This is a genomic window from Microvirga lupini (assembly GCF_014191055.1).
Lineage (GTDB): Bacteria > Pseudomonadota > Alphaproteobacteria > Rhizobiales > Beijerinckiaceae > Microvirga > Microvirga lupini_A.
Map to the genome: position 1 here is coordinate 46,115 of NZ_JACHWB010000005.1, position 25,193 is coordinate 71,307.

Below are 25,193 nucleotides of genomic sequence, written 5' to 3' on the forward strand. Positions count from 1 at the left end.
AGCGCAGCCGTCTCACCTTAGACGGAACGCTGCCCGAGCTTGATCAATGCCTCCTGCGCCAACGTCCTTGTCAGCTCTCCAGCGGGAAGCTCGCGGGCGAGGCGTGCCGCCTGCCCCGACCAGAGGGACATGAAATCGCTCGAACCGAGAGGCTCCGCCTTCTGGCGCAGAGGCGCGAGCGCGCCGCCTGCGAGAGGAAACTGAGGCGCCACCGGTGAGATCGGGCCGACCTCGCGCATGATCCGGTTGACGATCCCACGCGCAGGACGGCCGGTGAAAACGTTTGTGAGCGCCGTCTGATCGTCCTTCGCGTTTTTGAGAGCCTGCCTGTGAAGCGGTGCGATCGTCGCTTCCGGCGTGAACAGGTAAGCCGTTCCGATCTGTACGGCCGATGCCCCCAGAGCAAGAGCCGCGACGATGCCACGGGCGTCGGCGATGCCACCCGCCGCGATCACGGGCACCCTCACGGCATCGACGACCTGCGGCACCAAAGCCATGGTGCCCACCTGGGTCGAGATGTCGTCGGAGAGAAAGATGCCGCGGTGACCGCCGGCTTCGAACCCCTGCGCGATGATCGCGTCACAACCCCGGTCCTCCAACCAGCGCGCCTCGTCGACTGTAGTCGCGGAGGACAGAACCTTGGCGCCTGTGTCCTTCACGCGCTTCAGCAGGCCTTGCTGCGGCAGCCCGAAATGAAAGCTCACCACCTCGGGCCTGAACTCCTCCACGAGGTTCAGGTAACTCTCGTCGAAGGGAGCGCGTGTCGAGGGAGGCGCAGGCGCATCGGGATCGAGGCCGAATTCCAGATAGTAGTCTTTCAGCCGCTGCTTCCATGCCGCCTCGCGTCCGGCATCGAACCCGGACGCCTCATGACAGAAGAAGTTGACGTTGATGGACTTCGATGTGCTCTGCCGGATTCTGGACAGCTCATCCCTGGCCTTATCGGGGCTCAGCAAGGCACAGGGGAGAGATCCGAGCCCACCAGCTTCCGAGACGGCAATCACCATATCGGAGAGGTTGGCTCCGGCCATGGGGGCCTGAATGATGGGAAGATCGATGCCCAGAAGATCCAGAATGCGTCGGTCGGCCCACATGACTGCCACCTTTCCTGCGCTGCGAGAATTTAGTGCTAGGCCTGATGGAAAGTCTGCACAAGTGCGCAGCCTTCGCAGGCTGACAATTGGTGAGGCTTCGACAAGGTCCGTATGCAAGGCAGAAGGATGCAAGAAGAGGGCCTCGGACCGTCAATCATCCGCCCGCACATCGAACAAATTCGGAAACTGCCTCGGCTGCGAACGCAGGTACTGGCTCGGGGCCTTCACGGCGGCGCCGAAATGGGCAGCCGCATGCCAGGGCCAGCGGGGGTCGTAGATGATGGCGCGGGCGATGGCGATGAGGTCGGCGTCGCCGGTGCTAAGGATCGCCTCGGCCTGCACGAAATCGGTGATGAGCCCGACGGCGATCACCGGCATGGAGGTGGCCTGCTTGACGGCCCGGGCGAGCGGCACCTGATAGTTCGGGCCGACCGGGATGCGCTGTGCCGGGGTCAGCCCGCCGCTCGACACGTGGATGCCACTGCAGCCTCGCGCCTCCAGCGCCTTGGCGAATTCCACCGTCTCCCCAATGGTCCAGCCGCCATCAGCCCAATCCGTTCCCGACACGCGCACCGTTACGGGGCGATCCGCAGGGAACGCGGCGCGGACCGCATCGAAGACCTCGAGCGGGAAACGCATGCGGTTCTCGAGCGAGCCGCCATACTCGTCCTCGCGCCGGTTGGACAGGGGCGAGAGGAACTGGTGCAGCAGGTAGCCGTGCGCCGCATGGACCTGCACCGCATGAAGACCGAGCCGGGCCGCGCGCCGGGCCGCATCGGCGAAGGCGTCCTGCACCCGCGTGAGGCCCTCCCTGTCCAAAGCCGTCGGTGGAACCTCGCCGTCGGAATGCGGAAGGGCCGAGGGCGCTTCCGTCTGCCACCCATGGGGACGATGCGGCGGGATCTGCGCGCCGCCCTTCCAGGGCACGTCGGTGGAGGCCTTGCGCCCGGCATGAGCGAGCTGAATGGCGATGGGCATGTCCGACCAGCGCCGGATCCCGTCAAGAACGCGCCGCATGGCAGCTTCGCATTCGTCCGAGTAGAGCCCCACATCGGCATAGGAGATGCGGCCCTCCGGGGTCACGGCGGTGGCCTCGATGGTCAGGAGCCCGGCACCTGACATGGCAAGCTGGCCCAGATGGATCATGTGCCAGTCGGTCATGCAGCCATCCTCGGCGGAATACTGGCACATGGGCGCGATCACGATGCGGTTGGCGAGCTCGAAGTCGCCGATCCGGAAGGGCGTGAAGAGTTTTGCCTGCGTCATGGATTGTCTCCCGGATCGGGGCGCTGCCGAGATTATGCGAGCCGCCTTCCCGCAAACGCGCGACAGGTCCGAAAGGTCGGCCCCGATGAGGTGTGACCGCGCGATAAGGGAGAAGACCGAGGGGACAGGCGAACCTTCTCCCCAGGACGAGGCATTATTACGGTGAAACGCTTGAAAGGCACACAGATGGCCCGCGAAGACGTCACCTACCCTCCCCTCGACGTGCTCAAGCCGGTGGCGGAGAACCTCTGGATCGTCGACAGCGGACCGCAGGAGGCGATGGGATTGAGCCTGCCGGTGCGGATGACGGTGATCCGCTTAAGCAACGGCGATGTCTGGCTTCATTCCCCCACGCGCTACAATGCCGAGCTGCGGCGGGAGATCGAGACGCTCGGACCCATCCGCCATCTCGTCGCGCCCAACATCGCGCATTGGACACATCTCAAAGGGTGGCAGGGCGGCTGCCCGGCCGCAAAGACGTCTGCTGCGCCCAAGCTTCGGCAGCGGCCGCAGGTGCGCAAAGCCGGCATCCGGCTTGATCGCGACCTGACGGATTCACCGCCCGATGACTGGGGTGGCGAGATCGAGCAGGCTGTCATCCCGGGCGGTGCGGGCTTCCATGAGGTCGCGTTCCTGCATCGTCCCACGCGCACCCTCATCCTGACGGACCTGATCCAGAATCTGGAGCCGGAGAAGCTGCCGCTGGGCACGCGCCTGTTCGCCCGGCTTACCGGCGTTGCCGCGCCCGATGGCGAGGCCCCGGCCTATCTGCGCTTCGTCGTTCGCCTTCGCCGCAAGGAGGCGCAGGACGCCGTCTCGCGGATGATCGCCTGGAATCCGGACCGCATCATCTTCAGCCACGGCCGCTGGTTCGAGCGGGACGGCACGGCAAACCTGAAACGGGCCTTCGCCTGGCTGATGGGTTGAGGCCGGGGCTGCCTCTTCTGCGCCCTTGCACGCCACGATGATCGGCGCGACCATCTCGGCCTTTCGGTGGGAGAGACCATGAGCGTCACCGATAGCGCCTTCGCAGGCTCCATTCCGGCTCTCTACGAGCAGTATCTCGCTCCCCTTACGTTCGAGCCCTTTGCAGAGGATTTGGCCGGACGACTGGCGGATATCGCCCAAGGCCGGATTCTGGAGGTAGCTGCGGGAACGGGCGTCGTGACCCGTGCCATGGTCAGGACCTTGCCGCCGCAGGTCGAGATCGTGGCGACCGATCTCAACCAGGCCATGCTCGATCATGCCCAAACGAAGCTCCAGGCGCCGAATGTCACGTGGCAGCAGACGGACGCCCAGTCACTCCCCTTCGAGGCGAGCAGCTTCGACGCGGTGATATGCCAGTTCGGCGTCATGTTCTTCCCCGATAAGCTGACGGCCTATCGCGAGGCTTTGCGTGTGCTCAAACCGGGCGGGCGCTTCGTGTTCGCCGTCTGGAACACCCTCGACCTCAATCCCGTCAGCCAGGTCGTATCCGCGACCGTAGCCAGGACCTTTCCCGATGATCCACCCCGGTTCTTCGAGCGGGTACCCTTCGGCTATTTCGATCCAGACCGCATTCTCGGCGAGGTTCAGCAGGCGGGATTCGAGAAGGTCGACATCGCCGTTGTCGAGAAGGTCACCCATGCGCCCTCTCCCAGGGAGCCTGCCATCGGCCTCTGCCAGGGGACACCCCTGCGGGCCGAGATCGAAGCGCGTGCCCCGGGATGCCTCGACGAGATCACCGCCAGGGTGACGCAGGCGCTCTCGGACCGCTTCGGCCCCTCATCCGTCGAGAACCGGATGAGCGCTCTCGTCGTGACGGCCTGGAGATAGACCCACCGCGCCTTGCCTCCGGCGCAACATCCCGGTCAGCCGCCCTTGACACTCTTTTGCTCTACTATATCTGCCGAGCCAGGCTCCCCTCGCGAAGGCATGGGAACCGACAGGTTTACCTTTCGAAACAGATCGCCGCTCAAGCCCGAGAACCTCTCGCCAAGCCATGCAAGGAAGGTCTTCGTTTGTGGGTCGCGTAACGCCGAAGAGCCGTACCGTTCTCTGGCCCTTGCAGCTGCTGGTTTGCGCAAGCCTGCTCGGCCCTGCGCTGTTCTTTGTCTACACGGCCTGGGACGATTACGGCCGGATCCGGCAGCACTCGGACGAGCGGATCGAGCGCGCACTTGACGTGGTGCAGGAGCACAGCCTCAAGGCGTTCCAGACCATCGAGCGGACCATGGCCGAAACGAACGAGGTGCTGCGCGGCCTCACGCCGGAGCAGATCCTCGCTGATGAGGCCCGCCTTCAGAACCGCCTGCGGCGAACACAGGATGCGCTCCCGCAGATCGAGGCGATCTGGGTCTTCGACAGAGCCGGGCGCCCGCTCGTGTCGAGCACCATCCGGCCCGTGCCGCGTGATCTCGACAACTCGGACCGCGGCTACTTCAAGGCACAGGCCGAGCAGGACGCAGGCACCTATATCGGCAGGACGATCACCTCGAAGATCGGCGACATCCGCTTCTTCGTGGTGAGCCAGCGCCGCCCAACGCAGGACGGCAGCTTCGACGGAATCGTCGCGGTCTCCGTGCGCCCCGAGCACTTCCGCGAGTATTATGGACGGATCTCCCGGGCTCTTGCCGATTCCATCAGCCTGATCCGAGCCGATGGAGAGTTCCTGGCGCGCTATCCTTCGCGCGGCAACGAGCCTCTTCAGCTCACCCCGGGCAATTCTCTCCTGCCAGCCATTCAAAGCAGCGCACAATACGGGTTCATCACCGCCGTATCCCAACTCGACAGCATCGAGCGGCGCATCGGTTACCGCAAGATACCGGGCTACCCTGTCTACGTGACAACCGGGATTGAAACCGCCAGCATGTGGCGGGAGTTGTGGTCTCGAATGGCCCAGCTCCTTGCTTTCGGCCTGCCCGCGACCCTGGGCCTGTTTGCCATCAGCCTGCTCGCCCTCCAGCGCACCCGCAGCTTCCATGCCGAAGTCGAGCGGCGCGAGATCGCGGAGACCGCTCTGAAGCAGGCGCAGAGGCTTGAGGCCGTGGGCCATCTCACCGGAGGTGTTGCCCATGACTTCAACAATCTGCTGATGGTCGTCAAAGGCAATGTGGACCGGTTGCGGCGCTACCCTATGGAGGAGCGGCAGAAGCGGTCCCTCGACGCCATCGACACGGCGGCCGGACGCGGGGCAAGTCTGGTGCGTCAGCTCCTGTCCTTCTCCCGCCAGCAGACGCATGAGCCTGAGGTCGTCAATCTGTCGCGATATCTGCGCGATCTGCAGGACATGCTTCGCTCATCCCTGCGCGGCGACATCGCCATCGACATGCAGCTGCCGCCCGGTCTGTGGAATACCAAGGTCGATCTCAACGAACTCGAGCTCGCCATCCTCAACATCGCGGTCAATGCTCGCGACGCCATGCCCAATGGCGGACGGCTGCTGATCGAGGCCTGGAACCTGAATTTGCGCGATCGGGATATTGTCGGCCTCCGGGGAGATTTCGTCGCGCTCAGCCTTACGGATACAGGCAGCGGCATCCCGCAGGATGTGCTGCCCCATGTCTTCGAGCCCTTCTACACCACCAAGGCTGTCGGCAAGGGAACGGGCCTCGGATTGAGCCAGGTCTATGGCTTTGCCAGGCAATCGGGCGGCACCGCCACCGCCCTTGCAGAGTCCGGGCGCGGCACCACGATCACGCTGTACCTGCCGCGCAGCCTGGAAGCGGCAGCCGGCAACGTTCAAACGCAGGAACTGCCGATCCGGAGCGGCCACGGCCATATTCTCCTGGTCGAGGACAATCTCGACATTGCCGAGGTCACTCGCATCAGCCTTGAGGAGATGGGATTTCAGGTTACGCATGCGGCCGACGCTCGCGGGGCGCTCGCTGCCCTTCGCTCGGATACGGCCTTCGACCTGATTTTCAGCGACATTGTAATGCCCGGCGATCTCAATGGCGTCGACTTGGCACGGATCATTCGCAGTCAGCATCCGTCTCTCCCGATCCTGCTGGCCACCGGCTACAGCGCGGTTGCCCAGACCGCCACGGACGAGGGATTCACCATCCTCCGCAAGCCTTATGACACGGTGGAACTGAACACGGCCATCGACAAGTTCCTGGGTGTGGTGGCGCTGAAGGCCAGCGCGTAGAGAATGCAGCAAAAAGGCGCGGGCTTCATCGGCGCCGCGCCCCTTCCTTTCGGCCGCTCCTTAATCAGCGCACGGACATGCGGCTCATCAGGCGGCAAAGGGTTTGCATGTCGGCCTCGTAGCTGTCCGGTGAGGCCACCACCATGGCGCAGCTGCGACGCAGCTGCATACGCTCGGCCGGGCTCATGTTCCGGATCTCCGCCTGAAGCTGTTGGACCTGAGGCGAATTGCCAGGCCGGTTTGGACCGATACCGCCTGTCGTGGGCGGGTTGCGGACAGAACCCACACTTGGCGCGCTGCCAGGACGCCCCGGATTGGCAGGACCACCAATCCCGCCGCCGGAAGTGCCTCCATTACCGATACCTACACCGACGCCTACATCGACTCCGTTGGAGCCGCCGACTCCGGCTCCGACTCCGGCCGTCACCCCACCGGATCCGCCGATGCTCGTGCCTGCACCGGCAGAAACCCCGTCGGAGCCGCCAATGCTGGCGCCGAGCCCCGCATTGACCCCGCTCGATCCGCCGATATTGGCGCCTGCCCCCGCGCTCACACCGGAGGAACCGCCCACGTTGGCGCCGGCTCCGGCCGAAACTCCCGTGGAGCCGCCCACATTGGCGCCAGCCCCCGCCGACACGCCATTCGATCCGCCGACATTGGCTCCGCCGCCGGCCGAGATGCCGCCTGAGCCTCCGACATTCGCGCCCAAACCAGCGCCGATGCCGCTGTCGCCGCCGATGCTGGCTCCAAGGCCTGCCGAGATGCCGCTTTCACCGCCGACGCTCACGCCGACGCCGGCACCGATGCCGTCGGATTGCCCGCTTTGATCGCGGGCTGAAGCCGGATCCCAGGCCAGTACCGTAACGAGGAGAACTGCCGCGCCAATCACTGAAGCCTCGCGGTAAAAGCTGACAGAATGTCCACGCGCAACCATTTGCCTACTCCATCGGAGTTACCCCTTATGGGGCTCGCATGAATAGACTCATGTCTCAGGAAATTAGTTCCACAACCAAGGGTTAATTAGACAGTTGTTTTTACAATTCGCGACAATATACGTTACATCGATACTCGTAGTGTGTAAGGCAAACCCACTGCAGGGCAAAGTTTCGCAGTAGACTGTTCGCTTGAGAGCAGCAGCATGTAAGCTTAATCTTCAGCTTTAAGCCTGCTGCGTCGGCGTGGTGGTTCAGTGGATGCTTTGCGTCAGCTGCACAGAATGGAGAAGGGTTCCGAGAGGGCAGACGATTTCGAGCCGCCATCCCGACCAGTCATGAGCCTCGGTGCCGATCTCGGCTCTCAGTTCCTCAATGGCAGTCTGAGCCTGTGCCTTGGCGCTCTCAAGGTCCTGAACCTCGATGCCTGCATTATCGATAATCTCGTCATGATTGCTCACGAGGTGGAAGAAGCAACGCATGTCAGACCATCCACCCCACACGGAAAGGATGGAAACTGCTAACGGGTTTTGCCAGCGAAGTGAAGAGACCTTACGGTCCCTCTCCCTATTCGCTTTTCGTAGCAGCCTCATCTCCGATCGGATGAAGGTTGTCCAAAGATACCCAACCGACATCCGGACGGGGTACGGGCACAAGATAGGCGCGGCCCTCCTCGATCCGCTCGATCCGGCATGTGATGGCCCTCTGATCGCCAGGGGGACGGTAAACCACAATGCCGCCCACCTGGATCTGGTCGGGCGGACGGGGAGCGGTCTCTGTCTGCGGGTGGGCTAGTGCCGGAGCCGCGTCATGTCCGGCCCTGACCCGATCGAGTGCAGCAATCGCCAGCTTCGCTCGGTCGCGGTAACGTTCGCTGACCGGCCTCAGGAGCGCTCCGCGCGTGCGCCCCGGGTACCATGAGACGCCGCCCGCTTTGGCCAGTTCCTCTGCAACGGCCTCAATTTCCTCGTCTGTCACACCTGCCCCCGCCAATGGCTGCCCCGAAAATCGTCGCCCAATCTGCCAGAGGAGAGCTTAACGCAGAGTAATAAGCAAGTTTCCCATCATCAGACGCAATCTTTTCGATCGCTTTTCTGTTTTCAATGAGAACGATATCAACGAAATAATCTCAAGGGACCATTAAGCGGGACAGGGCCATCGACACGGCTCTCTTTTCTAGAACCTGAGCTCAAGACGAGAAGCCTTTCGCCCTTAATCTCCCATGAGAAAGATTGCCTCCGCAAATAAGTCGGGCATATTCGTCAATCATTCATGGGATGACCGGTCGACAGTGAGAGGCTTCCACATGCCAATCATGCTTCTGCACAACAAGAAGCATGATTACTCCCAGGAGTATAAGTATATATTCCATTAAAGACCTTTTAATTACCCCTAATGACATTCTACAATCAATAATATCCATTCATTCCTTTTTATGAATTGCCTTATCCATGAGGCTCCATTGGTTCATCATTCTTTGTCCGCGTACGCTTGATCAGTAACACGCCATAGCCCGGCACGTTGGTCAGGCGGCAATACATAGAACCGTCGATTGACACGCTTGAGATGCGAAGAGGCGCTCCGGTGCCAGTGAACCCACACTGAACACCCGTGCATCTCGAATTCGCAAGGACACTGCCAATGACCACAATCTTTGTTAGCAACCTGACCGGCAATGCAGCGACCAATACCGCGAATATCCGAGCTGCCATCGAGCAAGCCCATCAACTCTATTTGAGCGATCCCGCCAAAGCCCAGGTGAAGGTTCAACTCGCGGCAGGCACTTGGGTGGTCACTGGAGACAAGAGCAATCCTTCCAAGGGAGCCATCGAGCTTCCGTCCGGCGTCGAACTCACAGGGTCAGGAACACGAGAAACGGTCATCAAGCTTGAAGACAACTTCAATGCCAGGATCAACGGCATCGTGCGCACGAAGGTTGAAACGGTCGACAAGGTCACCGTCTCGAACCTCGTCATCGACGGCAATCGCAGCAACAACACCGATCATCAGGCAGGCTTCATCTGCGGCGTCAAGGAAGACGGCTCCGGCCGCGTACAGTCCAACATCACTGTTGACGGCGTCGAGGTGAGGAATTGCACGGCCTACGGGATCAATCCGCATGAGATCACCTACAATATGGTGATCCGGAACTCGGTCTCCCATCACAACGGGCTCGACGGTTTCGTGGCCGATGCGGTCCATGGAGGCGTGTACAGCAACAACGTCGCGTACGAGAACGACCGTCATGGCTTCAACATCCAGAACGAGACGAGAAACCTCATCCTGCAGAACAACGAGGCTCACCACAACGGCCTCCGCTACATGTTCAACGGTGCATTAGCGGGAGGCGCTGGCATCACCATTCAAAGAGGAAACATCCTGCCCGCTGGCGAAACGACGATTCCCTGGGTGTCCGACATTCAGATCATCGGCGGCTCGTACCATCACAACGGCAAGGAAGGAATTCTCGTCAAGCTGTCGGAACGGATCAATATCACGGGCGTCGATGTCTACGGCAACGACAATCAAGGGGTGAGGATCGAGGGCGCAAAGTCCGTGACCCTCGCCGGAAGCCGCATCCACGACAACTCGCAGGAATTCGACGGCCGTTATGATGAGGTCAACATTCGTCTAAGGCTGGATACCGAGTTCTCTCAGCAAACCTACTATTCGGTCGATACGAGGATCATCAACAATCACATCTTCGCCCACGGCGCGACCGACGCACGCTACGGGATCCGCGAGGAGCCGACCAACGCTCAGGGTGGCCCCACAATGATCTTCGTCTCCGGCAACATCGTCTCCGAGTTCAGCTCGGGAGCGATCTCGACCTCAGTTCATCGATGGATAGGCAACGCGGCCTCCAATTATCGCCGGGGCACGAGTCAGGACGACGACCTGAACGGACGATCCGGCAACGATACGATCCGAGGCCTGGGGGGCAATGACCACGTCCATGGAGATCTCGGCAACGACAGACTCTTCGGCGGCGACGGCAAGGATATGGTCGTCGGCGGGAGCGGCAACGATCGGCTCTATGGCGGTCTCGGCAACGACACCCTCTTCGGCGAAGCCGGCCGGGACATTTTCGTCTTCAATACGAAGCTGGGAACGTCCGTCAGTGACCGGCGCGTGGCCTTCGACACTGTCGTGGACTATTCCGTGCGCGCCGACTCGATCTGGCTCGACAACGCCATCTTCCGGAAACTCGGTCCCGGCAGCGCCAGCAAGCCGCACAAGCTGGATGCCGACTTCTTCAACGGGGGCAACCGACCCAAGGATTCGGACGACTACATCAACTACAACAGGAAGACCGGCATCCTGTCCTACGATCCCGACGGCTCGGGCCCCCGGAAGGCGATGGAGTTCGCACAGTTCAAGAAGGGTCTCGCTTTAAACCACCACGAGTTCTTCGTGATCTGAAGCCAAACGAAAGAGCCGGCTCACGCCACCACGACGAGGTTCCGGCCGCTTTCCTTCGCGCGGTAGAGAGCTTGGTCGGCATGCCGCAGCAGATCCTCGGCTTGAGCGCGGGGTATCGTTGCGCAGCCGATGCTGACGGTCACCTCGTCGGTTTTCCCGAGGGCTGTCCCCCCGGCATCGGCAAAGGCGTGGCGGATCTTCTCCGCCAGGATGGCAGCGTCTTGCGCCCCTATGGGGAGGATCGCGGCGAATTCCTCTCCTCCGAACCTGCCGAAGGTCCCCTTCGGCAGGTGATCGGAGAGCGTGCGGGCGAAGACGCTGAGAATGCGGTCGCCAGCGGCATGGCCATGACGATCATTGATGGCCTTGAAGTTGTCGAGATCGAACAGAAGGCAACTGGCTGGCTGGCCGTTCAGCCGATTGAGCAGCCTGGACGCGGCCTGAAGGAACGCCCGCCGGTTGGGAATTCCCGTCAGATCGTCGACGAGAGCTGCCTGCTTGTACTCGAGCTTCAGGCGCTCCTTAGCCATGAAGAGGAACATGAAGGCGAGGGTCGGCCCCACCACCACGAGGAAGAGAGCCATTTCCGAGGACCAGCGTCGGGCAAAGGTATCGATCCACGGAACCGACGTAAGGGAGACGCCGAGCAGCCCACGGAAGAGGTTGAACACCGCAAGGCCGGACAGGAGGACGACCGCCACACGCTGCGAGGCAAGCGTGTGCGCCGCGTGTCGTCCCAGTTCCCAGGCAGACAAGGCTGAATACATCCCTGTCACCAGCGAGGCCAGGATGAGCCGGTACCCTTGCGAGTCGTAGATGAACGGAAAGGCACAGATCCAGACAGCGGCCCCGATGCCTCCGTGAAGCAGAATCACACGACGTCCGTTGAAGATCCGGCAGCCGACATAAAGGGCGCCGTAGGACAGGATACCGAGTGCGTTGGCCAGCAGGAGGACCCAATAACTTGGCGGCCCCTTCCCCAGATTAGCCCAGCCGATGCCGGTCGCGATCAGCCAGAAAGCGATTCCCCAGCAAGCCAGGGCCTTCAGCTTGCGATTCAACGTCCATGAGAAGATCAGCAGCGTTCCGAGCACGGCCGACAGCAGGATGAAGGCGACGGTAAGGGTAGCGGGATCAAGAACCATCGGAGCAGCAGCTGTCATGCGGTTGGCGAGACTGCCGCAGAGATGGGTCCCGCAGGACATTCCCCTGCGGAATGCGGGGCTACGCTATCCTCTATCGTCGGGCGAATGTCCAGCGCCAAACAGTGCGACGGATGACCCGGAATCGGAACGAAGGATAGGCCGAAGCATTTTCCTCAAGCCAAGCATGATGGGGGAGCTTTGTCATGGGTCGGTATCATCGTCATGGGGTGCAGAGCACGGCAGCCATTGCCGGCCATCCGCTCCATCACATGCTGATCGTCTTCCCGGTGGCCTTCCTGATCGGAGCCTTGGGAACCGACATCGTCTTCCTGGCAACTCAGACCCCCTTTTGGGCTGAAGCCTCTTATTGGCTTCTCATTGCCGGGATCGTCACCGCCCTGGTGGCCGCGATTCCCGGCATGATCGACTTCGTGACCATCGACCGGGTACGCAATCTCTGGGTCTCATGGGCTCACATGGTAGCCAACCTGATTGTTGTAGCCCTTGCCCTCGTGAATGTGGGTGTGCGTCTGGGCGATCCGGCTGCCGGGGTTCAGGGCTGGGGCATCTGGCTGTCCGGAATCCAGACGGCCCTGCTGCTGTTCAGCGGCTGGCTCGGCGGTGAACTGGCCTACCGCTATGGCATTGGGGCCATTCAGGATTACAGCCCGAAGGCCGAGCAGTTCCACGTGGAGGTCGACCGTCCTGACGTGGCAGAGCATTATGGCCGCCGGAGCGGATCGGGCGGGCTCTGAAGACATCCGCATTCCTGCCTTGCCTCCTGAAGCGGAGACGCTAAGCTCCGCTTTGCCATGAAGCACCTCCTCATCGCCGTTTCCCTGATCGGCTTGGCCTTGACGGGCCAAGCGCTGGCGGGATCTCCCTGCCCGCCTGGCTTTGCCGTGCTTCAAGCCTCGGACACCTGCGTGCGGATCAGCGGCAGCGTCCGTTCCGATGCTCTCGCCGGCTCAGGGCTACTCAATGGGTCGAATTCGTCACGCATTCAGTCGGGCGCACGCTTGCAGATCGACGTGAGGAAACAGACCGATTACGGCCCCTTGCGAGCCGTAATCGCTGTAGGAAATCTGCGCCGGTAAGGCCAAGAAGAAGGGCGCCCGAAGGCGCCCTTGGACCGGCCGATCAGTAGTCGTAACTATCGTAGTACTCTTCGCGGTAATAGGTACGCCGGGGAGCTTCGTAAGTCCTGTAGGCAGGCCGCTCATAAGTGCGGTAGGCCGGGCGGGCCGTCGCAGCGAGCGCGCCACCAAGGATGGCCCCCGTCACACCGGCGGCAATGGCCGCGTTATTATTGTTACGCCGCTGCACGACGTAGCGCTGAGCCTTGTGGCTTTTCTGATGTCCATAGGCATGGCCCTTGCCCTTTCCGGGCCGGGCGTCGGCAACACCAGTGAACGAGGTCGCAGCCAGAAGGGCCGCGCTTATTGCAACAAGAGCTTTCCTCATCGATCTACTCCAGTACAGTTTGGTATATAAAAAACATCTCAAAGAACGGTTCCAAAGATTATACTAAATCAGAAATACGTCGCAGTTTAATTCATCACCAACACAATGATTATCTTCTTATCAGTCACATCTGCTTCCAGATTATTCTTTGTTGCGACAATCAAACTTCTTGAGCAACACGTCGTGCGCAGAGCGACCACCCGAATAGCAAAAGAGGGCCGATCATCCGGCCCTCTTTGTTACAGCTTGGCGGCCAAGTTACTCGCTGGTGCTGGTGTTGCTCCCGGAGGAGGAACCGCCCTGCTGCGGGCGAATGGTCTTGGAATTGCTGCCAGAACCGGACGTGTTGCCGCTCGTGTTGCTGTTCACATCCGTACGGCTGCGGGTCGAAACACTGCCGGTCGTCTCCGGAGCGCTCGAACGGGTCCGGGTGGTCGAGACATTCACGTCATTGGAGCGGCGCTGCTCCACCGACACGCCGACGCTCGGCGAGGTATCCTGCGTCCGACGGATCGTCGTGCGGCGGTTGACGGAAACGCTCGGCTCATTGATTTCCTCGTAGCGGCGCACGGTCCGACGACGGACCTCCACCGGCTCGTCGACAACCTGATAGCGACGCTTCTTCGAAACGACTTTCTTGGTCTTCTTGGTCTTCTTAACCGCAACCTTCTTGGTGGGCTTCTTCTTGACCACCGTACGGTGCACCTCGGTGTCTGGCTCCTCGATGGCGGTCACGGTACGGCGACGGGTGACGGAGACGCTCGGCTCCTCGACTTCGCGCACCGTGCGGGAGCGAACGGACACGCCAGACCGCTCACGGGTCTCGATGCCGACGCCGACACGGGTGCTGCCCTCATTCCGGGTGCGGATGCTGGCCTGGCCTGACGACTCGCTGCGGGCTGCCCCGGTGGTTTCGGTACGATTGCCGACCCCGGACTGGTTGCGCAGCAGGTTGTTCGAGTCCGACGACTGCGATTGGGATGCCGTGCTGGTATTGGTCTGGGTCGACGTCTGGGCATAGGCCGCGCTACTCAACAAGAGAAGGGCGGCTCCAAGTGCTATTTTCTTCACGGAACCATCTCCATTACTGTAAAGGTGCGGTATGAACGCAGACCTTAGGAGACTGTTCCAACACTCATTAAGTAAATGCACTCGCTCGTTAATGTATGACTTAAGATGAACGTTTATTCAAAATGCTACATCGGCGCATTTCAATTTATCGCAACGTCCAATGCTGATTCTAAATCTCGCCTTCCTGTCGAGGATCAGCGAAAGCGAGGCTACATGGATCCTGGCCGATGCGAGACCGCCCTAGAGAGAAGGCATGCCCGGTGAGCACCCCCATTAACTTGGCGTTAGTCCGTTATGCTACTAAAGCATAACAGCCCTACATTATTACCACTCCTCTTCGGCACTGCACACACTTATATCCGCACTGCACACGCAAGAACAAAGGCCACCGGCCACAGGGGCCGGTAACTGACGAGGAGCTTCCCATGTTCGTGTCCTACATTCTGTCTAAAGTCCGCGCCTATATGCGTTATCGTGAGACCGTCCGTGAGCTTTCCCTGCTCTCGGACCGCGAGCTCGACGATCTCGGCATCTCCCGCTTCCAGATCGAGAGCATCGCTCGCGAGCACGCTGTCGCGTAAATTTCTGCTGCATCGCAGCATAAGGCCCTCGCCCGCCCCTCTGGCGGGCGTTTGCTTGTCTGGAGGTCCTCAGCGCCCGCCGGAAACGGGGATGTTGGCACCCGTGATATAGGCCGCAGCGTCGGACATCAGGAACAGCACCGCTTCGGCAATCTCCTCCGGCTCGCCAATCCGACCGAGTGGAATATTCGGCCTCAGCCGCTCCAAACGGCCGGCATCCTGGGTGCTGCGCTCATGGATCTCGGTCTTCGTCATACCGGGCGAAACCGCATTGACCCGGATGCCTTCGGGCGCCAGCTCCTTGGCCATCCCGAGCGTCAGGGAGTCGATGGCGCCCTTCGAGGCCGCATACCAGACATACTCGTTGGGGCTGCCGAGGGTGGCTGCAACAGACGAGATGTTGACGATGGTCCTGGCACCGGGGCTCTTCGGCAGCCGGCGCGCAGCCTCGCGTGCCACCCACAGGGCGCCCAGGACATTGATGTCCATGCAGGCCTGGATCGTCTCGGCGGAGGTCTGCGCCAGCTTGCCGGATTTGCCGGTAATGCCTGCATTGTTGACCACATGCGAGATCGGTCCCAGATCCTCCTCAGCCTCATCGAACAAGCGGATGACGTCGGCTTCGACAGCCACGTCGCCACGGCAGGCCACCGCTTTTGCCCCAGCCCTGCGGCATGCGGCAAGGACCTGCTCGGCGGCCCCATGCTCCGCGCGATAAGTGATGGCGACATCATAGCCGCGCTCGGCCGCGAGCTGCGCCACCGCAGCCCCTATGCCGCGGCTTCCGCCTGTTATGAGAACCACGGGACGGTGAGAAGTCATATCCAAGTTTCCTAGACTGAGGCCGGCATTGCAGGGACAGCCTACGCAGGGTCGGCAGTCTGCCCTGGTGACATTTCGCACAGACAGAACAGCTTGACCATGCGTGCCCCATCTTTGCGGGATTGGCCCCCTTGATTGAACATTTTGCAACTTTATTTCGCCACTGCTTTCGCAGCCGATACTCTGTTGCAGAAAGTAAGAACCTACATCTTCAAGGAGAGGACCATGTCCTACAAGAAGTTCAGCACCAAAGGTTACGAGCCGTTCGACATCAAGTTCGATGGCGAAGGCTTTTACTTCAAGGCCAACGCTGCCGACGACAGGATCACCGGCACCAAAGACGACGACCACCTGTCCGGAGGTGGCGGACGCGACGTCCTGAACGGAGGCGCCGGCAAGGACCTTCTGAGCGGCGGAGCAGGCGCTGACCTTCTCAGGGGCGGTGCCGGCGTCGACACCTTTGTCTTCAGCAGCGACCTCGATGTTGCCGGCGTTGATCGCATCACCGACTTCAACAGCAGGATCGGCGAGAAGATCATGCTCAATGCGTATGTCTTCGAAGCTCTCGAGGTCGGGTCGAAGCTCCCTGTGGATCCAGGCGCCAAGGATCGCGGCACCCTTGCGTCGTCCAACTTCTGCATCGGCAAGAGCGCCAAGGACGCTGATGATCATCTCGTCTACGACAAGGCGACGGGTGCCCTGTCTTACGATGCCGATGGCAACGGCGCCGGTGCCGCGATCCAGTTCGCGCAGCTGAAGGCTGGTACCGCTCTGTCGGCGGATTGCTTCATCATCTTCTAAGAAGAACTCCCACTCCTCGCGTGAGAGGAATGCCGGGCAGGCGTGGCCGTTCTGCGGCCGCGCCCTTTTTTGTCATAACTTGGCTTATGCGCTTGGTTTTCCCTTGTGAGATAATGGTTGATTGCCCAACCGGCGCTCGCTACTTCAAGCCCATGAGCAAACTCGATCCCATCCACGTCATCGGCGGCGGCCTCGCCGGTTCCGAAGCAGCCTGGCAGATCGCCCAAGCCGGTGTGCCTGTCGTGCTTCACGAGATGCGCCCCGTCCGCGGCACCGACGCGCACAAGACGGAGGGCCTTGCCGAGCTCGTCTGCTCCAACTCCTTCCGCTCGGATGACGCCGAGACCAACGCGGTGGGCCTGCTGCATCAGGAGATGCGCAGCCTCGGCTCCCTTATCATGGCCAAGGGAGATGCCAATCAGGTGCCTGCCGGCGGCGCCTTGGCGGTTGATCGCGACGGGTTTTCCCATGCCGTGACGGCGGCACTCGAGTCCCATCCCCTCATCACCATCGAGCGGGGCGAGATTGCAGGCTTGCCGCCGGAGGAATGGTCCTCGGTGATCATCGCCACCGGCCCCCTCACCTCGCCGCCCCTGGCGGAGGCCATTCTTGAGCTTACGGGCGAGACGTCGCTGGCCTTCTTCGACGCCATCGCGCCCATCGTGTACCGCGAGTCCATCAACATGGACGTCGCCTGGTTCCAGTCGCGCTATGACAAGGTCGGACCCGGGGGCACCGGCAAGGACTACATCAACTGCCCCATGACCCGGGAGCAGTACGATGCTTTCATCGATGCGCTGATCGCCGGCGACAAGACCGAGTTCAAGGAGTGGGAGGCCAACACCCCCTATTTCGACGGCTGCCTGCCTATCGAGGTCATGGCCGAGCGCGGCCGCGAGACCCTGCGCCATGGCCCGATGAAGCCGGTGGGCCTCACCGATCCGCGCAACCCCGACAAGAAGCCCTATGCCATCGTGCAGCTGCGCCAGGACAATGCGCTCGGCACCCTGTTCAACATGGTGGGCTTCCAGACCAAGCTGAAATACGGCGCCCAGACAGCGATCCTGCGCATGATCCCGGGCCTTGAGAACGCGGAGTTCGCCCGCCTCGGCGGCATTCACCGCAACACCTATCTCAACTCGCCGAAGCTCCTGGACCCGACGCTCCGCCTGAAGGCGATGCCGCGCCTTCGCTTCGCCGGCCAGATCACCGGCTGCGAGGGTTATGTGGAGAGCGCGGCCGTCGGCCTGATGACCGGCCGCTTCGCGGCTGCCGAGCGACTGGGCTGTCCGATCCAGCCGCTGCCCCACACCACGGCGCTCGGCGCCCTCATCAACCACATCACCGGCGGGCATATCGAGACCATCGACGAGGGGCCGCGCTCCTTCCAGCCGATGAACGTCAATTTCGGCCTCTTTCCGCCGCTGGCGCAGGCGCCCAAGTCCGAAGACGGCAAGCGCCTGCGCGGGCCGGCCAAGGCAGTTGCCAGGAAGAAGGCGCTCACGGATCGGGCAAGGGCTGATCTGGCTGCGTGGATGGCTGGTGGCGCACTGCCGGTGGCCGCAGAGTAATTCACCACTGTCATCCCGGACGCGGTAGGGCCGTGAGCCGGGATCGTGGGACGAGAGTGGCACCGTTCCCCTCCCTCCTTGTGGGGAGAGCGCTGCCGGCGCCCAATTCTGCTTACGATCCCGGATCTTCGCTGCGCTCCGTCCGGGATGACACCAGGAGAGTGGGCTGTTTAAAACGGCCCGCGCCAGAGCGCCCAGATGCGCCGCCATTGCGGCAGGTCTACAGGCGTGTGGAACGGGTCGTAATCTCCTCGCTCCATAGCCTTGAGATAAGGCTCGACCAGCGCCATTGGCTGGAACGCCGGCTTCGCGACATCGGGAATGGTCGTACGCAGCTTGCGCACCTGTTCGAGATGGTGGCGGGCGACGGCACGCATATCGGCGAGTGCGCTCTTGAGCCCCGGACCGCCGCGCCCCGTCACGATGTCCTCGCGCACCACGCCATGCTTCGCCAGAATATCGGCGGGCACATAGACCTGTCCCTGCCGCGCATGATGCGGAAAGGCGCGCAGCAGTCCTGCGATGGCATAGGCGACGCCCGCATGTCCGGCGGCGTCGGCCGTACCCGGATTCGTGCCGTCCGACAGGATGAGGCTCGAGAGCTGGATCAGGCTCGACGAGGTCTCGCCGCAATAGCCTTCCAGGTCGTTGAGGCTCGGCATGGGGTCTTCGTAGAGATCGAAGATCCGGGCATCGATCAGGTCGACCAGCGACTGGCGCGGCAGGCGGAACTGGACGATGGTATCGTCGAGCGCAGCCGCCACGGGATTGGCCCGCACATCGCCCCGCGCCTCGCCCTGCAGGGCATCGCGCCACCATTGCAGGCGGATCTCGCCGACGAGCGCTTCGCGCACCGCCTCGCGGACTCGGGCAATCTCGAAGTTGAAGGCGTAGAGCGCGTAGAGATGTGGCCGCTTGTCGGCCGGCGCGAAGAGGCTCGCCCAGTAGCGGTCCGGATCAGCCTCGCGCACGAGGGCTTCGCAATGCGCGAAGTTGGAAATCGCTTCAGCCATGTTAAGGGACGGCGATCAGGGCGGCACCGACCTTACGGTTCTCGGCGAGCAGGATGTTGTAGGTCCGCGCGGCCGCACCGGTCTGCATTACATCGAGCCCGATCCCCGCCTCGCGAAATCGCGTCCGGAACGCAACTGGCAGCGCCGCGATGTCGGCTCCCGTGCCGAACAGCAGGAGTTCGAGAGCATCGCCCTCGGCGAAGACAGGATCGAGCACCTCGTCCGTCAGATCTGCCATGGACGCGACCGGCCAAGCCCTGATTCCCGAAGGCAGCGCGAGCAGGGAGCCGCGATGGGACATGTCCGCGAAGCGAAAGCCGCCATTGCCGTAGGCATCGAACTGGTAGCGCCCCGGGAGGAACCCGTCATAGAGGCGGCCGGTGTTCATGAGCTTACTCCGCGGCTGCGGCCCTGCCCTCCGGAACCTTCGCGGCTTCCGAGCCGCGCAGGCCGATATAGATCAGCATGGGGGTCGAAATGCAGATGGCCGAATAGGTGCAGATGACAACGCCGAAGAGCATGACCTGGGCAAAGCCCTGGATCGCCTGACCGCCGAACAGCACCAGAGCCAGCAGCGAAAGCGCGGTCGTGGTCGCCGTCATGATCGTGCGGGACATGGTGTTGTTGATCGACAGGTTCAACAGCTCCTCGGCCGGCATGGTCTTGTAGCGGCGCATCAGCTCGCGGGTGCGGTCGAACACCACCACGGTCTCGTTGAGCGAATAGCCCACGATGGTGAGGATCGCCGCGATGGAGGTCATGTTGAATTCGTGGCGGGTGATGACGAAGAAGCCGATGGTGAGCACGATGTCATGGAGCGTGCCGATGATGGACGCCATCGCCAGCTCCCGCTCGAAGCGGAACCAGAGATAGAACAGAACGGCGATGACCGAGAGCACCACGCCGATGGTGCCGGACTGCACGAGTTCGCCCGAAACGCGCGGTCCCACGGTCTCGACGCGGCGGAAGTCGTACTCGGCGCTGAACGTATCGCGCGCCTTCTGCACCACGGCCGTCTGTCCAGCCTCTCCGCCGGGCTGGATCGGGAAGCGCAGCGATACCTCGCCGGCGGTGCCGAACTCCTGCACCTCGACATCGCCAAAGCCGAAGCCTTCGGCGGTCTGGCGGATCTGAGCGACGTTCGCCTGGCCGGACTTGGCCTGGATTTCCATGAGCGTGCCGCCCCGAAAATCGATGCCGAAGTTCAATCCGATGGTCACGAGCATCAGGGCGGTCAGGATAGAGATGACAGCCGACAGCGGGAACGACCAGCGCCTGAAGCGCATGAAGTCGAAATGGGAGTTTTCGGGCCAGAGGCGAACGAGGCGCACGATACGCACTCCTTAAAACGGAAGAGCTTTGGGACGCATCCAGTGATACCAGAGCGCGATCATCATGCGCGTCAGGGTCACGGCGGTGAGAACCGTCGTCAGGATGCCGAGAATGAACACGACGGCGAAGCCGCGCACGGGGCCGGAGCCGAGGAAGAACAGGATCACCGCCGCAATGGCCATGGTGCTGTTGGAGTCGACGATGGTGGCAAACGCCCGGTCGAAGCCTGCCTGAATGCCCGACACGATGGACCGGCCCGACCGCACCTCCTCGCGGATGCGCTCGTAGATCAGCACGTTGGAATCGACCGCGGTGCCGATGGTGAGCACGATACCGGCGATGCCCGGCAGGGTCAGCGTCGCTTCCAGTACCGACATGAGGCCGAAGATGAGACCCACATGGACGAGGAGCGCAATGTTCGCAAACAGTCCGAACAGGCCGTAGGTGGCGAACATGAAGATGATCACGAAGATGGCCGCCACATAGGTGGCCATCTTGCCGGCCTCGATGGAGTCGCGTCCGAGACCTGGGCCGACGGTGCGCTCCTCGACGATGGTCAGCTTGGCCGGCAGGGCGCCGGAGCGGAGCAGCACCGCGAGGTTGTTGACCTGCTCGACCGTGAAGCTGCCCGAGATCTGACCAGAGCCGCCGGTGATGGGCGACTGGATCGTCGGTGCGGAGATCACCCGGTTGTCCAGCACGATGGCGAGCTGGCGCCCGAGGTTTTCCGTTGTCGCCTGACCGAAGCGCTGCGCGCCGCGGATGTTGAAGCGGAAATTGACGATGGGCTGGTTGGTCTGGGTGTCGAAGGCGGGCTGGGCGTCCGTCAGATCGCCGCCCTCGGCGATGACCCGGCGCTCGACCGGAACGCGCTGGCCGCCTTGATCGTCCATGGGAAGCAGGTCGACATCAGTTGCACCCTGCTGAGCAAGGAGGCGAAACTCAAGGTTGCCGGTTTCGCCGAGCAGCGCCTTGAGCTGCTGCGGATCCTGAAGGCCTGGAACCTGGACGAGCACGCGGTCGGCGCCCTGGCGCTGGATGCTGGGCTCCGTGGTGCCGGTCGCGTCGATACGACGCCGAACGACTTCGATGGATTGATCTACGGCGCGGCGGACACGCTCGCTGATGCCGGCTTCCGTGTACGTCAGCGTGATCACGCCGTCCGGATTGGTGTTGATCTCGATGGTGTTGCCGCCGGTCTGTCCCAGCATGGCATTGCCCGTCGGCTGAGACAGCTCCCGCAGGCGCGGCAGCAGTCGGTCGCGGTCGGCGGCATCCGGCACGCGGATCTGCACCCCGCGCTGCACCGTCTGGATGCCGTTCTGCGACGATACACGGGTGTCGCGCAGAATGCGGCGGACATCGTCACGCAACAGGGTAATCTGACCGCGCAGCAGATCCTGGTTGTCGACCTCGAGGAGAACGTGAGACCCGCCCTGCAGGTCGAGGCCCAGCACGATGGCGCGGGATGGAACGAGCCAGGAAGGCACCCAGCCCGGAATGGCATTCAGATAAGCCTGACGCTGCTCACGGGACATCATGCTCGGAACCGCCAGGAGCAGGCCGATCAGGATGATCCCCACCGTGGCGATGATCTTCGATCTTGAGAAGCGCAGCATCGTCAGCTCAACCTTTCACACTCTCTGCCGCAGCGCGCTGCGGCGAACCGGCCCATCCGCGCTCGGCGGGCCGGCCTCGTCTTCATCAGGCCTTGACCGGCTCGCTCTTGGAGCGGACGTCGGAGATCATGGCCCGGGCCACCTTCACCTTCACGCCGTCGGCAATCTCGACCTCGATGTCGGCCGAATCCTCGGTTACCTTGGTGACCTTGCCGATGATGCCGCCCGAGGTGACGATGGTATCGCCGCGGCGCACATTCTTGATCATCTCCTGGTGGGTCTTCACCCGGCGCTGCTGGGGCCGAATGATCAGGAACCACATGATGACGAAAATGAGGATGAACGGGACGAATTGAAGGATCATCTCCATTCCGCCCCCCGCGGGGGCCCCTTGTGCGTAGGCAGGTGAAATGAACAAGCGGCTCTCCATGGATAAAGGCGCGTGGCAGGCCCTTTTGGGCCTACCCGCGCCGGACGGGATACAAAGCGTGGCGGACTATACCCATCGACTCGCCGAAATCAATGAAGTTGCTGGAGTTTCCAAAGGCCTCTCGGTGGACCCATTGACGCTTTCTGCGCTAAGCAATCCCCTCACCCACCCCGGATGGCCTTGATCATAATGTCCATAGACCTCAATTCCGCTGAATCCTTGGCGCTTTTGACGCGCATCGCCGACGCTCTGGAGCGGTTTGCGCCCGTCAGCATGGCTCACGCGGATGTGACGACTGCCGACGCTTTCGTCTGGCAGGCCGCCGGGCGCAGGCTCTCCCCCGTGCCGAAGGTGAACCGGGTCGAGATGAGCCTCCTGAGAGGCATCGACCGGGTGCGGGATCAGCTCGCGGAGAATACCGGCCGCTTCGCCAGGGGGCTTCCGGCCAACAATGCCCTGCTCTGGGGCGCCCGGGGCATGGGCAAGTCGTCCCTGGTCAAGGCCGTTCATGCGGAGATCAACCACACGCGGCCCGCCGATTCCCGCCCCCTGAAGCTGATCGAGATTCATCGCGAGGACATCGAGACCCTGCCCGACCTCATGGGGCTGCTGCGGGCCGATCCGCACCGCTTCATCGTGTTCTGCGACGACCTGTCCTTCGATGCGGACGACACATCGTACAAGTCGCTCAAGGCCGTGCTGGAGGGCGGGATCGAAGGACGGCCTGACAACGTGATCTTCTACGCCACGTCCAACCGCCGTCACCTCCTGCCCCGGGACATGATGGAGAACGAGCGCTCGACGGCCATCAATCCGGGCGAGGCCATCGAGGAGAAGGTGTCGCTCTCCGACCGCTTCGGCCTGTGGCTCGGCTTCCACAAATGCAGCCAGGACGAATATCTCGACATGGTCTTCGGCTATGTCGATCATCTTGGCCTGCAGGCTGATCGCGACGCGATCCGCGCGGAAGCCCTTGAGTGGGCAACGACCCGCGGCGCCCGCTCGGGCCGTACCGCCTGGCAGTTCATTCAGGACTTGGCCGGGCGTCTCGGGAAGGCGATCTGAAAGTAAACCCGCCTCGCCCAGAGGGGCGGTCTGGTTACCCCTCGCCCTCATCCTGAGGAGCAGCCGTGAGGCTGCGTCTCGAAGGAGGCTCCAGAGCTCTCTGGAACCTCCTTCGAGACGGTCGCTTAAGCGACCTCCTCAGGATGAGGGATCATTTATTCTCAAGGGAGTTGAAACGACAAAGGGACGGTGGCTGAGCCCACCGTCCCTTCATTTGATCGGCTTCGAAGTTAGAAGCCGATGCAAGCTTTGTGCGCGATCAGCCGCCGAGATACTTCATCGGATCGACGGGCTGCGCACCCTTGCGGATCTCGAAGTGCAGCTGCGGCGAGGTCACGTTGCCGGTCTGGCCGGAGGTCGCGATCACCTGACCGCGCTTCACCTGCTCGCCGCGCTTCACGCTCAGCGAGCCGTTGTGGGCATAAGCCGAGACGTAGCCGTTCTCGTGCTTGATCAGGACGAGGTTGCCGTAGCCCTTCACCTCGCTGCCCGCGTAGGTCACGGTGCCGGCTTCCGTTGCCTTCACCGGGGTGCCTTCGGGAACGGCGATGTTGATGCCCTCGTTGCCGCCATTGGCGCCGAACCCGGCGATGACGCGGCCGCGGGCCGGCCAGCGGAAGTCGCCCGACACGCTGGCGGTCGCCTCGGGCTCCGGCGCGGGAGCCTTCGCGACCTCCGGCTGCGGAGCCGGAGCCGCCGGCGCAGGAGCAATGGTCTTCACCGGCTCGGGCTGGCTGAGAGCCGCCACCTTGGGCTGCTCGACGACCGGCTTCGGCGCGGAGACGAGCGGCTTCGGAGCCGAGACGAGAGGCTCATTCGTGGCCGACGCGACCTGTATCGGGGGCGACTTTGCGGGGGCCGGAGCAGCGGGAGCCGGGGCCTGCGCGGTTGTGGTCGCGGTCATGCCGGGGCGAACACGTCGGGCGGGCTCAGCGGCAGCGACGGGTGTCGTGGCGGCCGGCACCTTAGACGTGTCGACGAGGCGGAACTTGGGCTGGGACGAGGCTGCCTGAACGGCCGGCGCAGGGCGCGACTGAACAGGAGCGGGAGCCGAGGCGATGCGGGTGGGCTGCGACAGGGGCTGGGCCTGTACAGGCGGCAGGGCCTGAGCCTGGACCGAAGCGGTCGGCATCGGAGCGGCCGCGTACGAGGGGGAGGCCTGAGGTTGCGACGGGGCTGAGGCGCCGGTGTCCATGCGCTCGCTGGCGGCGAAGGGGTTCGAGAAGGGGTTCTCCGCAAACCGCGCACTATCGGTGCTGCATGCGGCCGCCGCACTGCCGATCAAACCCACCAGAGCGATCCGAGACACCGCAGCCCAATGTCCAGAACTCACACGCAAACGCATCACTCAACCCCAACCGAACGCAACTCGATGGGGCTATTAAAAGCCTGTTCAGGTTAAGCAACGGTTGATGGCTCGCACTTAGCCGTAACC

The 25,193-nt window shown here is 62.6% G+C and carries 25 protein-coding genes; 10 read left to right on the top strand and 15 right to left on the bottom strand.

Translation table 11 applies throughout. The features are described 5' to 3' along the window. Positions 1-17 precede the first annotated feature (17 nt). Entirely contained in the window at positions 18-1,094 is a 1,077-nt protein-coding gene (locus FHR70_RS17695) for an NAD(P)H-dependent flavin oxidoreductase (RefSeq protein ID WP_183452608.1), read from the bottom strand. 150 nt (positions 1,095-1,244) lie between these two features. Then, a complete protein-coding gene (locus tag FHR70_RS17700) occupies positions 1,245-2,360 on the bottom strand; it encodes an NADH:flavin oxidoreductase/NADH oxidase (protein WP_183452609.1) in 1,116 nt (371 codons plus the stop codon). Between the two features lie 186 nt (positions 2,361-2,546). On the opposite strand from FHR70_RS17700, the gene FHR70_RS17705 reads away from it, so the two are divergent. From FHR70_RS17705 to FHR70_RS24535, 3 genes are all read left to right on the top strand, one after another. Next, positions 2,547-3,287, top strand: coding sequence for a DUF4336 domain-containing protein (locus tag FHR70_RS17705; protein ID WP_183453032.1), 741 nt, complete (start codon positions 2,547-2,549; stop codon positions 3,285-3,287). A 78-nt stretch (positions 3,288-3,365) separates the two neighbouring features. After that, positions 3,366-4,175 carry a class I SAM-dependent methyltransferase gene (locus FHR70_RS17710; RefSeq protein ID WP_183452611.1) on the top strand — a complete coding sequence of 270 codons (810 nt, stop codon included), beginning with the start codon at positions 3,366-3,368 and terminating at the stop codon, positions 4,173-4,175. A 187-nt stretch (positions 4,176-4,362) separates the two neighbouring features. After that, the gene (locus tag FHR70_RS24535) at positions 4,363-6,489 is read left to right on the top strand and encodes an ATP-binding protein (RefSeq protein WP_183452613.1); all 2,127 of its coding nucleotides are present in this window, start codon (positions 4,363-4,365) and stop codon (positions 6,487-6,489) included. 64 nt (positions 6,490-6,553) lie between these two features. On the opposite strand, the gene FHR70_RS17720 is transcribed toward FHR70_RS24535, so the two are convergent. The 3 genes from FHR70_RS17720 to FHR70_RS17730 form a co-directional block, all read right to left on the bottom strand. Further along, positions 6,554-7,423: a hypothetical protein gene (locus FHR70_RS17720; RefSeq protein WP_183452615.1), complete on the bottom strand. Its 870-nt coding sequence runs from the start codon at positions 7,421-7,423 to the stop codon at positions 6,554-6,556. Between the two features lie 252 nt (positions 7,424-7,675). Continuing rightward, a complete protein-coding gene (locus FHR70_RS17725) occupies positions 7,676-7,903 on the bottom strand; it encodes a DUF6894 family protein (protein WP_183452617.1) in 228 nt (75 codons plus the stop codon). An 85-nt stretch (positions 7,904-7,988) separates the two neighbouring features. Further along, positions 7,989-8,399 (bottom strand): S24/S26 family peptidase, encoded by a 411-nt coding sequence (locus tag FHR70_RS17730; protein ID WP_183452619.1) that lies wholly within the window; start codon positions 8,397-8,399, stop codon positions 7,989-7,991. Positions 8,400-9,062: 663 nt separating this feature from the next. Here FHR70_RS17730 and FHR70_RS17735 point away from each other — a divergent pair. Continuing rightward, positions 9,063-10,844 (top strand): glycosyl hydrolase family 28-related protein, encoded by a 1,782-nt coding sequence (locus FHR70_RS17735; protein ID WP_183452621.1) that lies wholly within the window; start codon positions 9,063-9,065, stop codon positions 10,842-10,844. A 20-nt stretch (positions 10,845-10,864) separates the two neighbouring features. Here the strand turns inward: FHR70_RS17735 and FHR70_RS17740 are convergent, their stop codons facing one another. After that, on the bottom strand, positions 10,865-12,007 hold the full coding sequence (locus FHR70_RS17740) for a GGDEF domain-containing protein (RefSeq protein ID WP_183452623.1): 1,143 nt from the start codon (positions 12,005-12,007) through the stop codon (positions 10,865-10,867). Positions 12,008-12,192: 185 nt separating this feature from the next. Between FHR70_RS17740 and FHR70_RS17745 the strand changes: the two genes are divergently transcribed. Beyond that, positions 12,193-12,744, top strand: coding sequence for a DUF2231 domain-containing protein (locus FHR70_RS17745; protein WP_183452625.1), 552 nt, complete (start codon positions 12,193-12,195; stop codon positions 12,742-12,744). A gap of 57 nt (positions 12,745-12,801) precedes the next feature. Next, entirely contained in the window at positions 12,802-13,086 is a 285-nt protein-coding gene (locus FHR70_RS24600) for a porin (RefSeq protein ID WP_183452627.1), read from the top strand. A gap of 43 nt (positions 13,087-13,129) precedes the next feature. On the opposite strand, the gene FHR70_RS17755 is transcribed toward FHR70_RS24600, so the two are convergent. Together FHR70_RS17755 and FHR70_RS17760 are read right to left on the bottom strand one after the other, a co-directional pair. Then, the gene (locus FHR70_RS17755; protein ID WP_183452629.1) at positions 13,130-13,453 is read right to left on the bottom strand and encodes a hypothetical protein; all 324 of its coding nucleotides are present in this window, start codon (positions 13,451-13,453) and stop codon (positions 13,130-13,132) included. A gap of 258 nt (positions 13,454-13,711) precedes the next feature. Further along, positions 13,712-14,524, bottom strand: coding sequence for a hypothetical protein (locus tag FHR70_RS17760; protein WP_183452631.1), 813 nt, complete (start codon positions 14,522-14,524; stop codon positions 13,712-13,714). Between the two features lie 425 nt (positions 14,525-14,949). On the opposite strand from FHR70_RS17760, the gene FHR70_RS17765 reads away from it, so the two are divergent. Continuing rightward, positions 14,950-15,105 carry a DUF1127 domain-containing protein gene (locus tag FHR70_RS17765; protein ID WP_084731585.1) on the top strand — a complete coding sequence of 52 codons (156 nt, stop codon included), beginning with the start codon at positions 14,950-14,952 and terminating at the stop codon, positions 15,103-15,105. Positions 15,106-15,174: 69 nt separating this feature from the next. Here the strand turns inward: FHR70_RS17765 and FHR70_RS17770 are convergent, their stop codons facing one another. Next, complete coding sequence (locus tag FHR70_RS17770) at positions 15,175-15,927, bottom strand: SDR family NAD(P)-dependent oxidoreductase (RefSeq protein WP_183452633.1); 753 nt, start codon at positions 15,925-15,927, stop codon at positions 15,175-15,177. Between the two features lie 225 nt (positions 15,928-16,152). Here FHR70_RS17770 and FHR70_RS24375 point away from each other — a divergent pair, with 225 nt between their 5' ends. Continuing rightward, complete coding sequence (locus FHR70_RS24375) at positions 16,153-16,728, top strand: calcium-binding protein (RefSeq protein ID WP_183452635.1); 576 nt, start codon at positions 16,153-16,155, stop codon at positions 16,726-16,728. 152 nt (positions 16,729-16,880) lie between these two features. Continuing rightward, positions 16,881-18,299 (top strand): methylenetetrahydrofolate--tRNA-(uracil(54)-C(5))-methyltransferase (FADH(2)-oxidizing) TrmFO, encoded by a 1,419-nt coding sequence (gene trmFO, locus FHR70_RS17780; protein ID WP_183453034.1) that lies wholly within the window; start codon positions 16,881-16,883, stop codon positions 18,297-18,299. Between the two features lie 170 nt (positions 18,300-18,469). On the opposite strand, the gene FHR70_RS17785 is transcribed toward trmFO, so the two are convergent. The 5 genes from FHR70_RS17785 to yajC form a co-directional block, all read right to left on the bottom strand. Continuing rightward, on the bottom strand, positions 18,470-19,312 hold the full coding sequence (locus FHR70_RS17785; protein ID WP_183452637.1) for a phytoene/squalene synthase family protein: 843 nt from the start codon (positions 19,310-19,312) through the stop codon (positions 18,470-18,472). Position 19,313: 1 nt separating this feature from the next. Further along, complete coding sequence (locus FHR70_RS17790) at positions 19,314-19,700, bottom strand: Mth938-like domain-containing protein (RefSeq protein WP_183452639.1); 387 nt, start codon at positions 19,698-19,700, stop codon at positions 19,314-19,316. A 4-nt stretch (positions 19,701-19,704) separates the two neighbouring features. Further along, positions 19,705-20,643: a protein translocase subunit SecF gene (gene secF / locus FHR70_RS17795; protein WP_183452656.1), complete on the bottom strand. Its 939-nt coding sequence runs from the start codon at positions 20,641-20,643 to the stop codon at positions 19,705-19,707. Positions 20,644-20,655: 12 nt separating this feature from the next. Further along, positions 20,656-22,263 carry a protein translocase subunit SecD gene (gene secD, locus FHR70_RS17800; RefSeq protein WP_183452658.1) on the bottom strand — a complete coding sequence of 536 codons (1,608 nt, stop codon included), beginning with the start codon at positions 22,261-22,263 and terminating at the stop codon, positions 20,656-20,658. An 85-nt stretch (positions 22,264-22,348) separates the two neighbouring features. Further along, positions 22,349-22,627 (bottom strand): preprotein translocase subunit YajC, encoded by a 279-nt coding sequence (gene yajC / locus FHR70_RS17805; RefSeq protein ID WP_183452660.1) that lies wholly within the window; start codon positions 22,625-22,627, stop codon positions 22,349-22,351. A 255-nt stretch (positions 22,628-22,882) separates the two neighbouring features. Here yajC and FHR70_RS17810 point away from each other — a divergent pair, with 255 nt between their 5' ends. Next, on the top strand, positions 22,883-23,758 hold the full coding sequence (locus FHR70_RS17810) for an ATP-binding protein (RefSeq protein WP_183452662.1): 876 nt from the start codon (positions 22,883-22,885) through the stop codon (positions 23,756-23,758). 259 nt (positions 23,759-24,017) lie between these two features. On the opposite strand, the gene FHR70_RS17815 is transcribed toward FHR70_RS17810, so the two are convergent. Beyond that, positions 24,018-25,067, bottom strand: coding sequence for a peptidoglycan DD-metalloendopeptidase family protein (locus tag FHR70_RS17815; RefSeq protein ID WP_343058841.1), 1,050 nt, complete (start codon positions 25,065-25,067; stop codon positions 24,018-24,020). Between the last annotated feature and the right edge of the window lie 126 nt (positions 25,068-25,193).

Bases quoted from the DNA above. Each gene is read 5' to 3' on its own strand.
- FHR70_RS17695 (WP_183452608.1), bottom strand. From the start codon at position 1,094: ATGTGGGCCGACCGACGCATTCTGGATCTTCTGGGCATCGATCTTCCC.
- FHR70_RS17700 (WP_183452609.1), bottom strand. From the start codon at position 2,360: ATGACGCAGGCAAAACTCTTCACGCCCTTCCGGATCGGCGACTTCGAG.
- FHR70_RS17705 (WP_183453032.1), top strand. From the start codon at position 2,547: ATGGCCCGCGAAGACGTCACCTACCCTCCCCTCGACGTGCTCAAGCCG.
- FHR70_RS17710 (WP_183452611.1), top strand. From the start codon at position 3,366: ATGAGCGTCACCGATAGCGCCTTCGCAGGCTCCATTCCGGCTCTCTAC.
- FHR70_RS17720 (WP_183452615.1), bottom strand. From the start codon at position 7,423: ATGGTTGCGCGTGGACATTCTGTCAGCTTTTACCGCGAGGCTTCAGTG.
- FHR70_RS17725 (WP_183452617.1), bottom strand. From the start codon at position 7,903: ATGCGTTGCTTCTTCCACCTCGTGAGCAATCATGACGAGATTATCGAT.
- FHR70_RS17735 (WP_183452621.1), top strand. From the start codon at position 9,063: ATGACCACAATCTTTGTTAGCAACCTGACCGGCAATGCAGCGACCAAT.
- FHR70_RS17740 (WP_183452623.1), bottom strand. From the start codon at position 12,007: ATGACAGCTGCTGCTCCGATGGTTCTTGATCCCGCTACCCTTACCGTC.
- FHR70_RS17745 (WP_183452625.1), top strand. From the start codon at position 12,193: ATGGGTCGGTATCATCGTCATGGGGTGCAGAGCACGGCAGCCATTGCC.
- FHR70_RS24600 (WP_183452627.1), top strand. From the start codon at position 12,802: ATGAAGCACCTCCTCATCGCCGTTTCCCTGATCGGCTTGGCCTTGACG.
- FHR70_RS17755 (WP_183452629.1), bottom strand. From the start codon at position 13,453: ATGAGGAAAGCTCTTGTTGCAATAAGCGCGGCCCTTCTGGCTGCGACC.
- FHR70_RS17765 (WP_084731585.1), top strand. From the start codon at position 14,950: ATGTTCGTGTCCTACATTCTGTCTAAAGTCCGCGCCTATATGCGTTAT.
- FHR70_RS17770 (WP_183452633.1), bottom strand. From the start codon at position 15,927: ATGACTTCTCACCGTCCCGTGGTTCTCATAACAGGCGGAAGCCGCGGC.
- FHR70_RS24375 (WP_183452635.1), top strand. From the start codon at position 16,153: ATGTCCTACAAGAAGTTCAGCACCAAAGGTTACGAGCCGTTCGACATC.
- trmFO (WP_183453034.1), top strand. From the start codon at position 16,881: ATGAGCAAACTCGATCCCATCCACGTCATCGGCGGCGGCCTCGCCGGT.
- FHR70_RS17785 (WP_183452637.1), bottom strand. From the start codon at position 19,312: ATGGCTGAAGCGATTTCCAACTTCGCGCATTGCGAAGCCCTCGTGCGC.
- FHR70_RS17790 (WP_183452639.1), bottom strand. From the start codon at position 19,700: ATGAACACCGGCCGCCTCTATGACGGGTTCCTCCCGGGGCGCTACCAG.
- secD (WP_183452658.1), bottom strand. From the start codon at position 22,263: ATGCTGCGCTTCTCAAGATCGAAGATCATCGCCACGGTGGGGATCATC.
- yajC (WP_183452660.1), bottom strand. From the start codon at position 22,627: ATGATCCTTCAATTCGTCCCGTTCATCCTCATTTTCGTCATCATGTGG.
- FHR70_RS17810 (WP_183452662.1), top strand. From the start codon at position 22,883: ATGTCCATAGACCTCAATTCCGCTGAATCCTTGGCGCTTTTGACGCGC.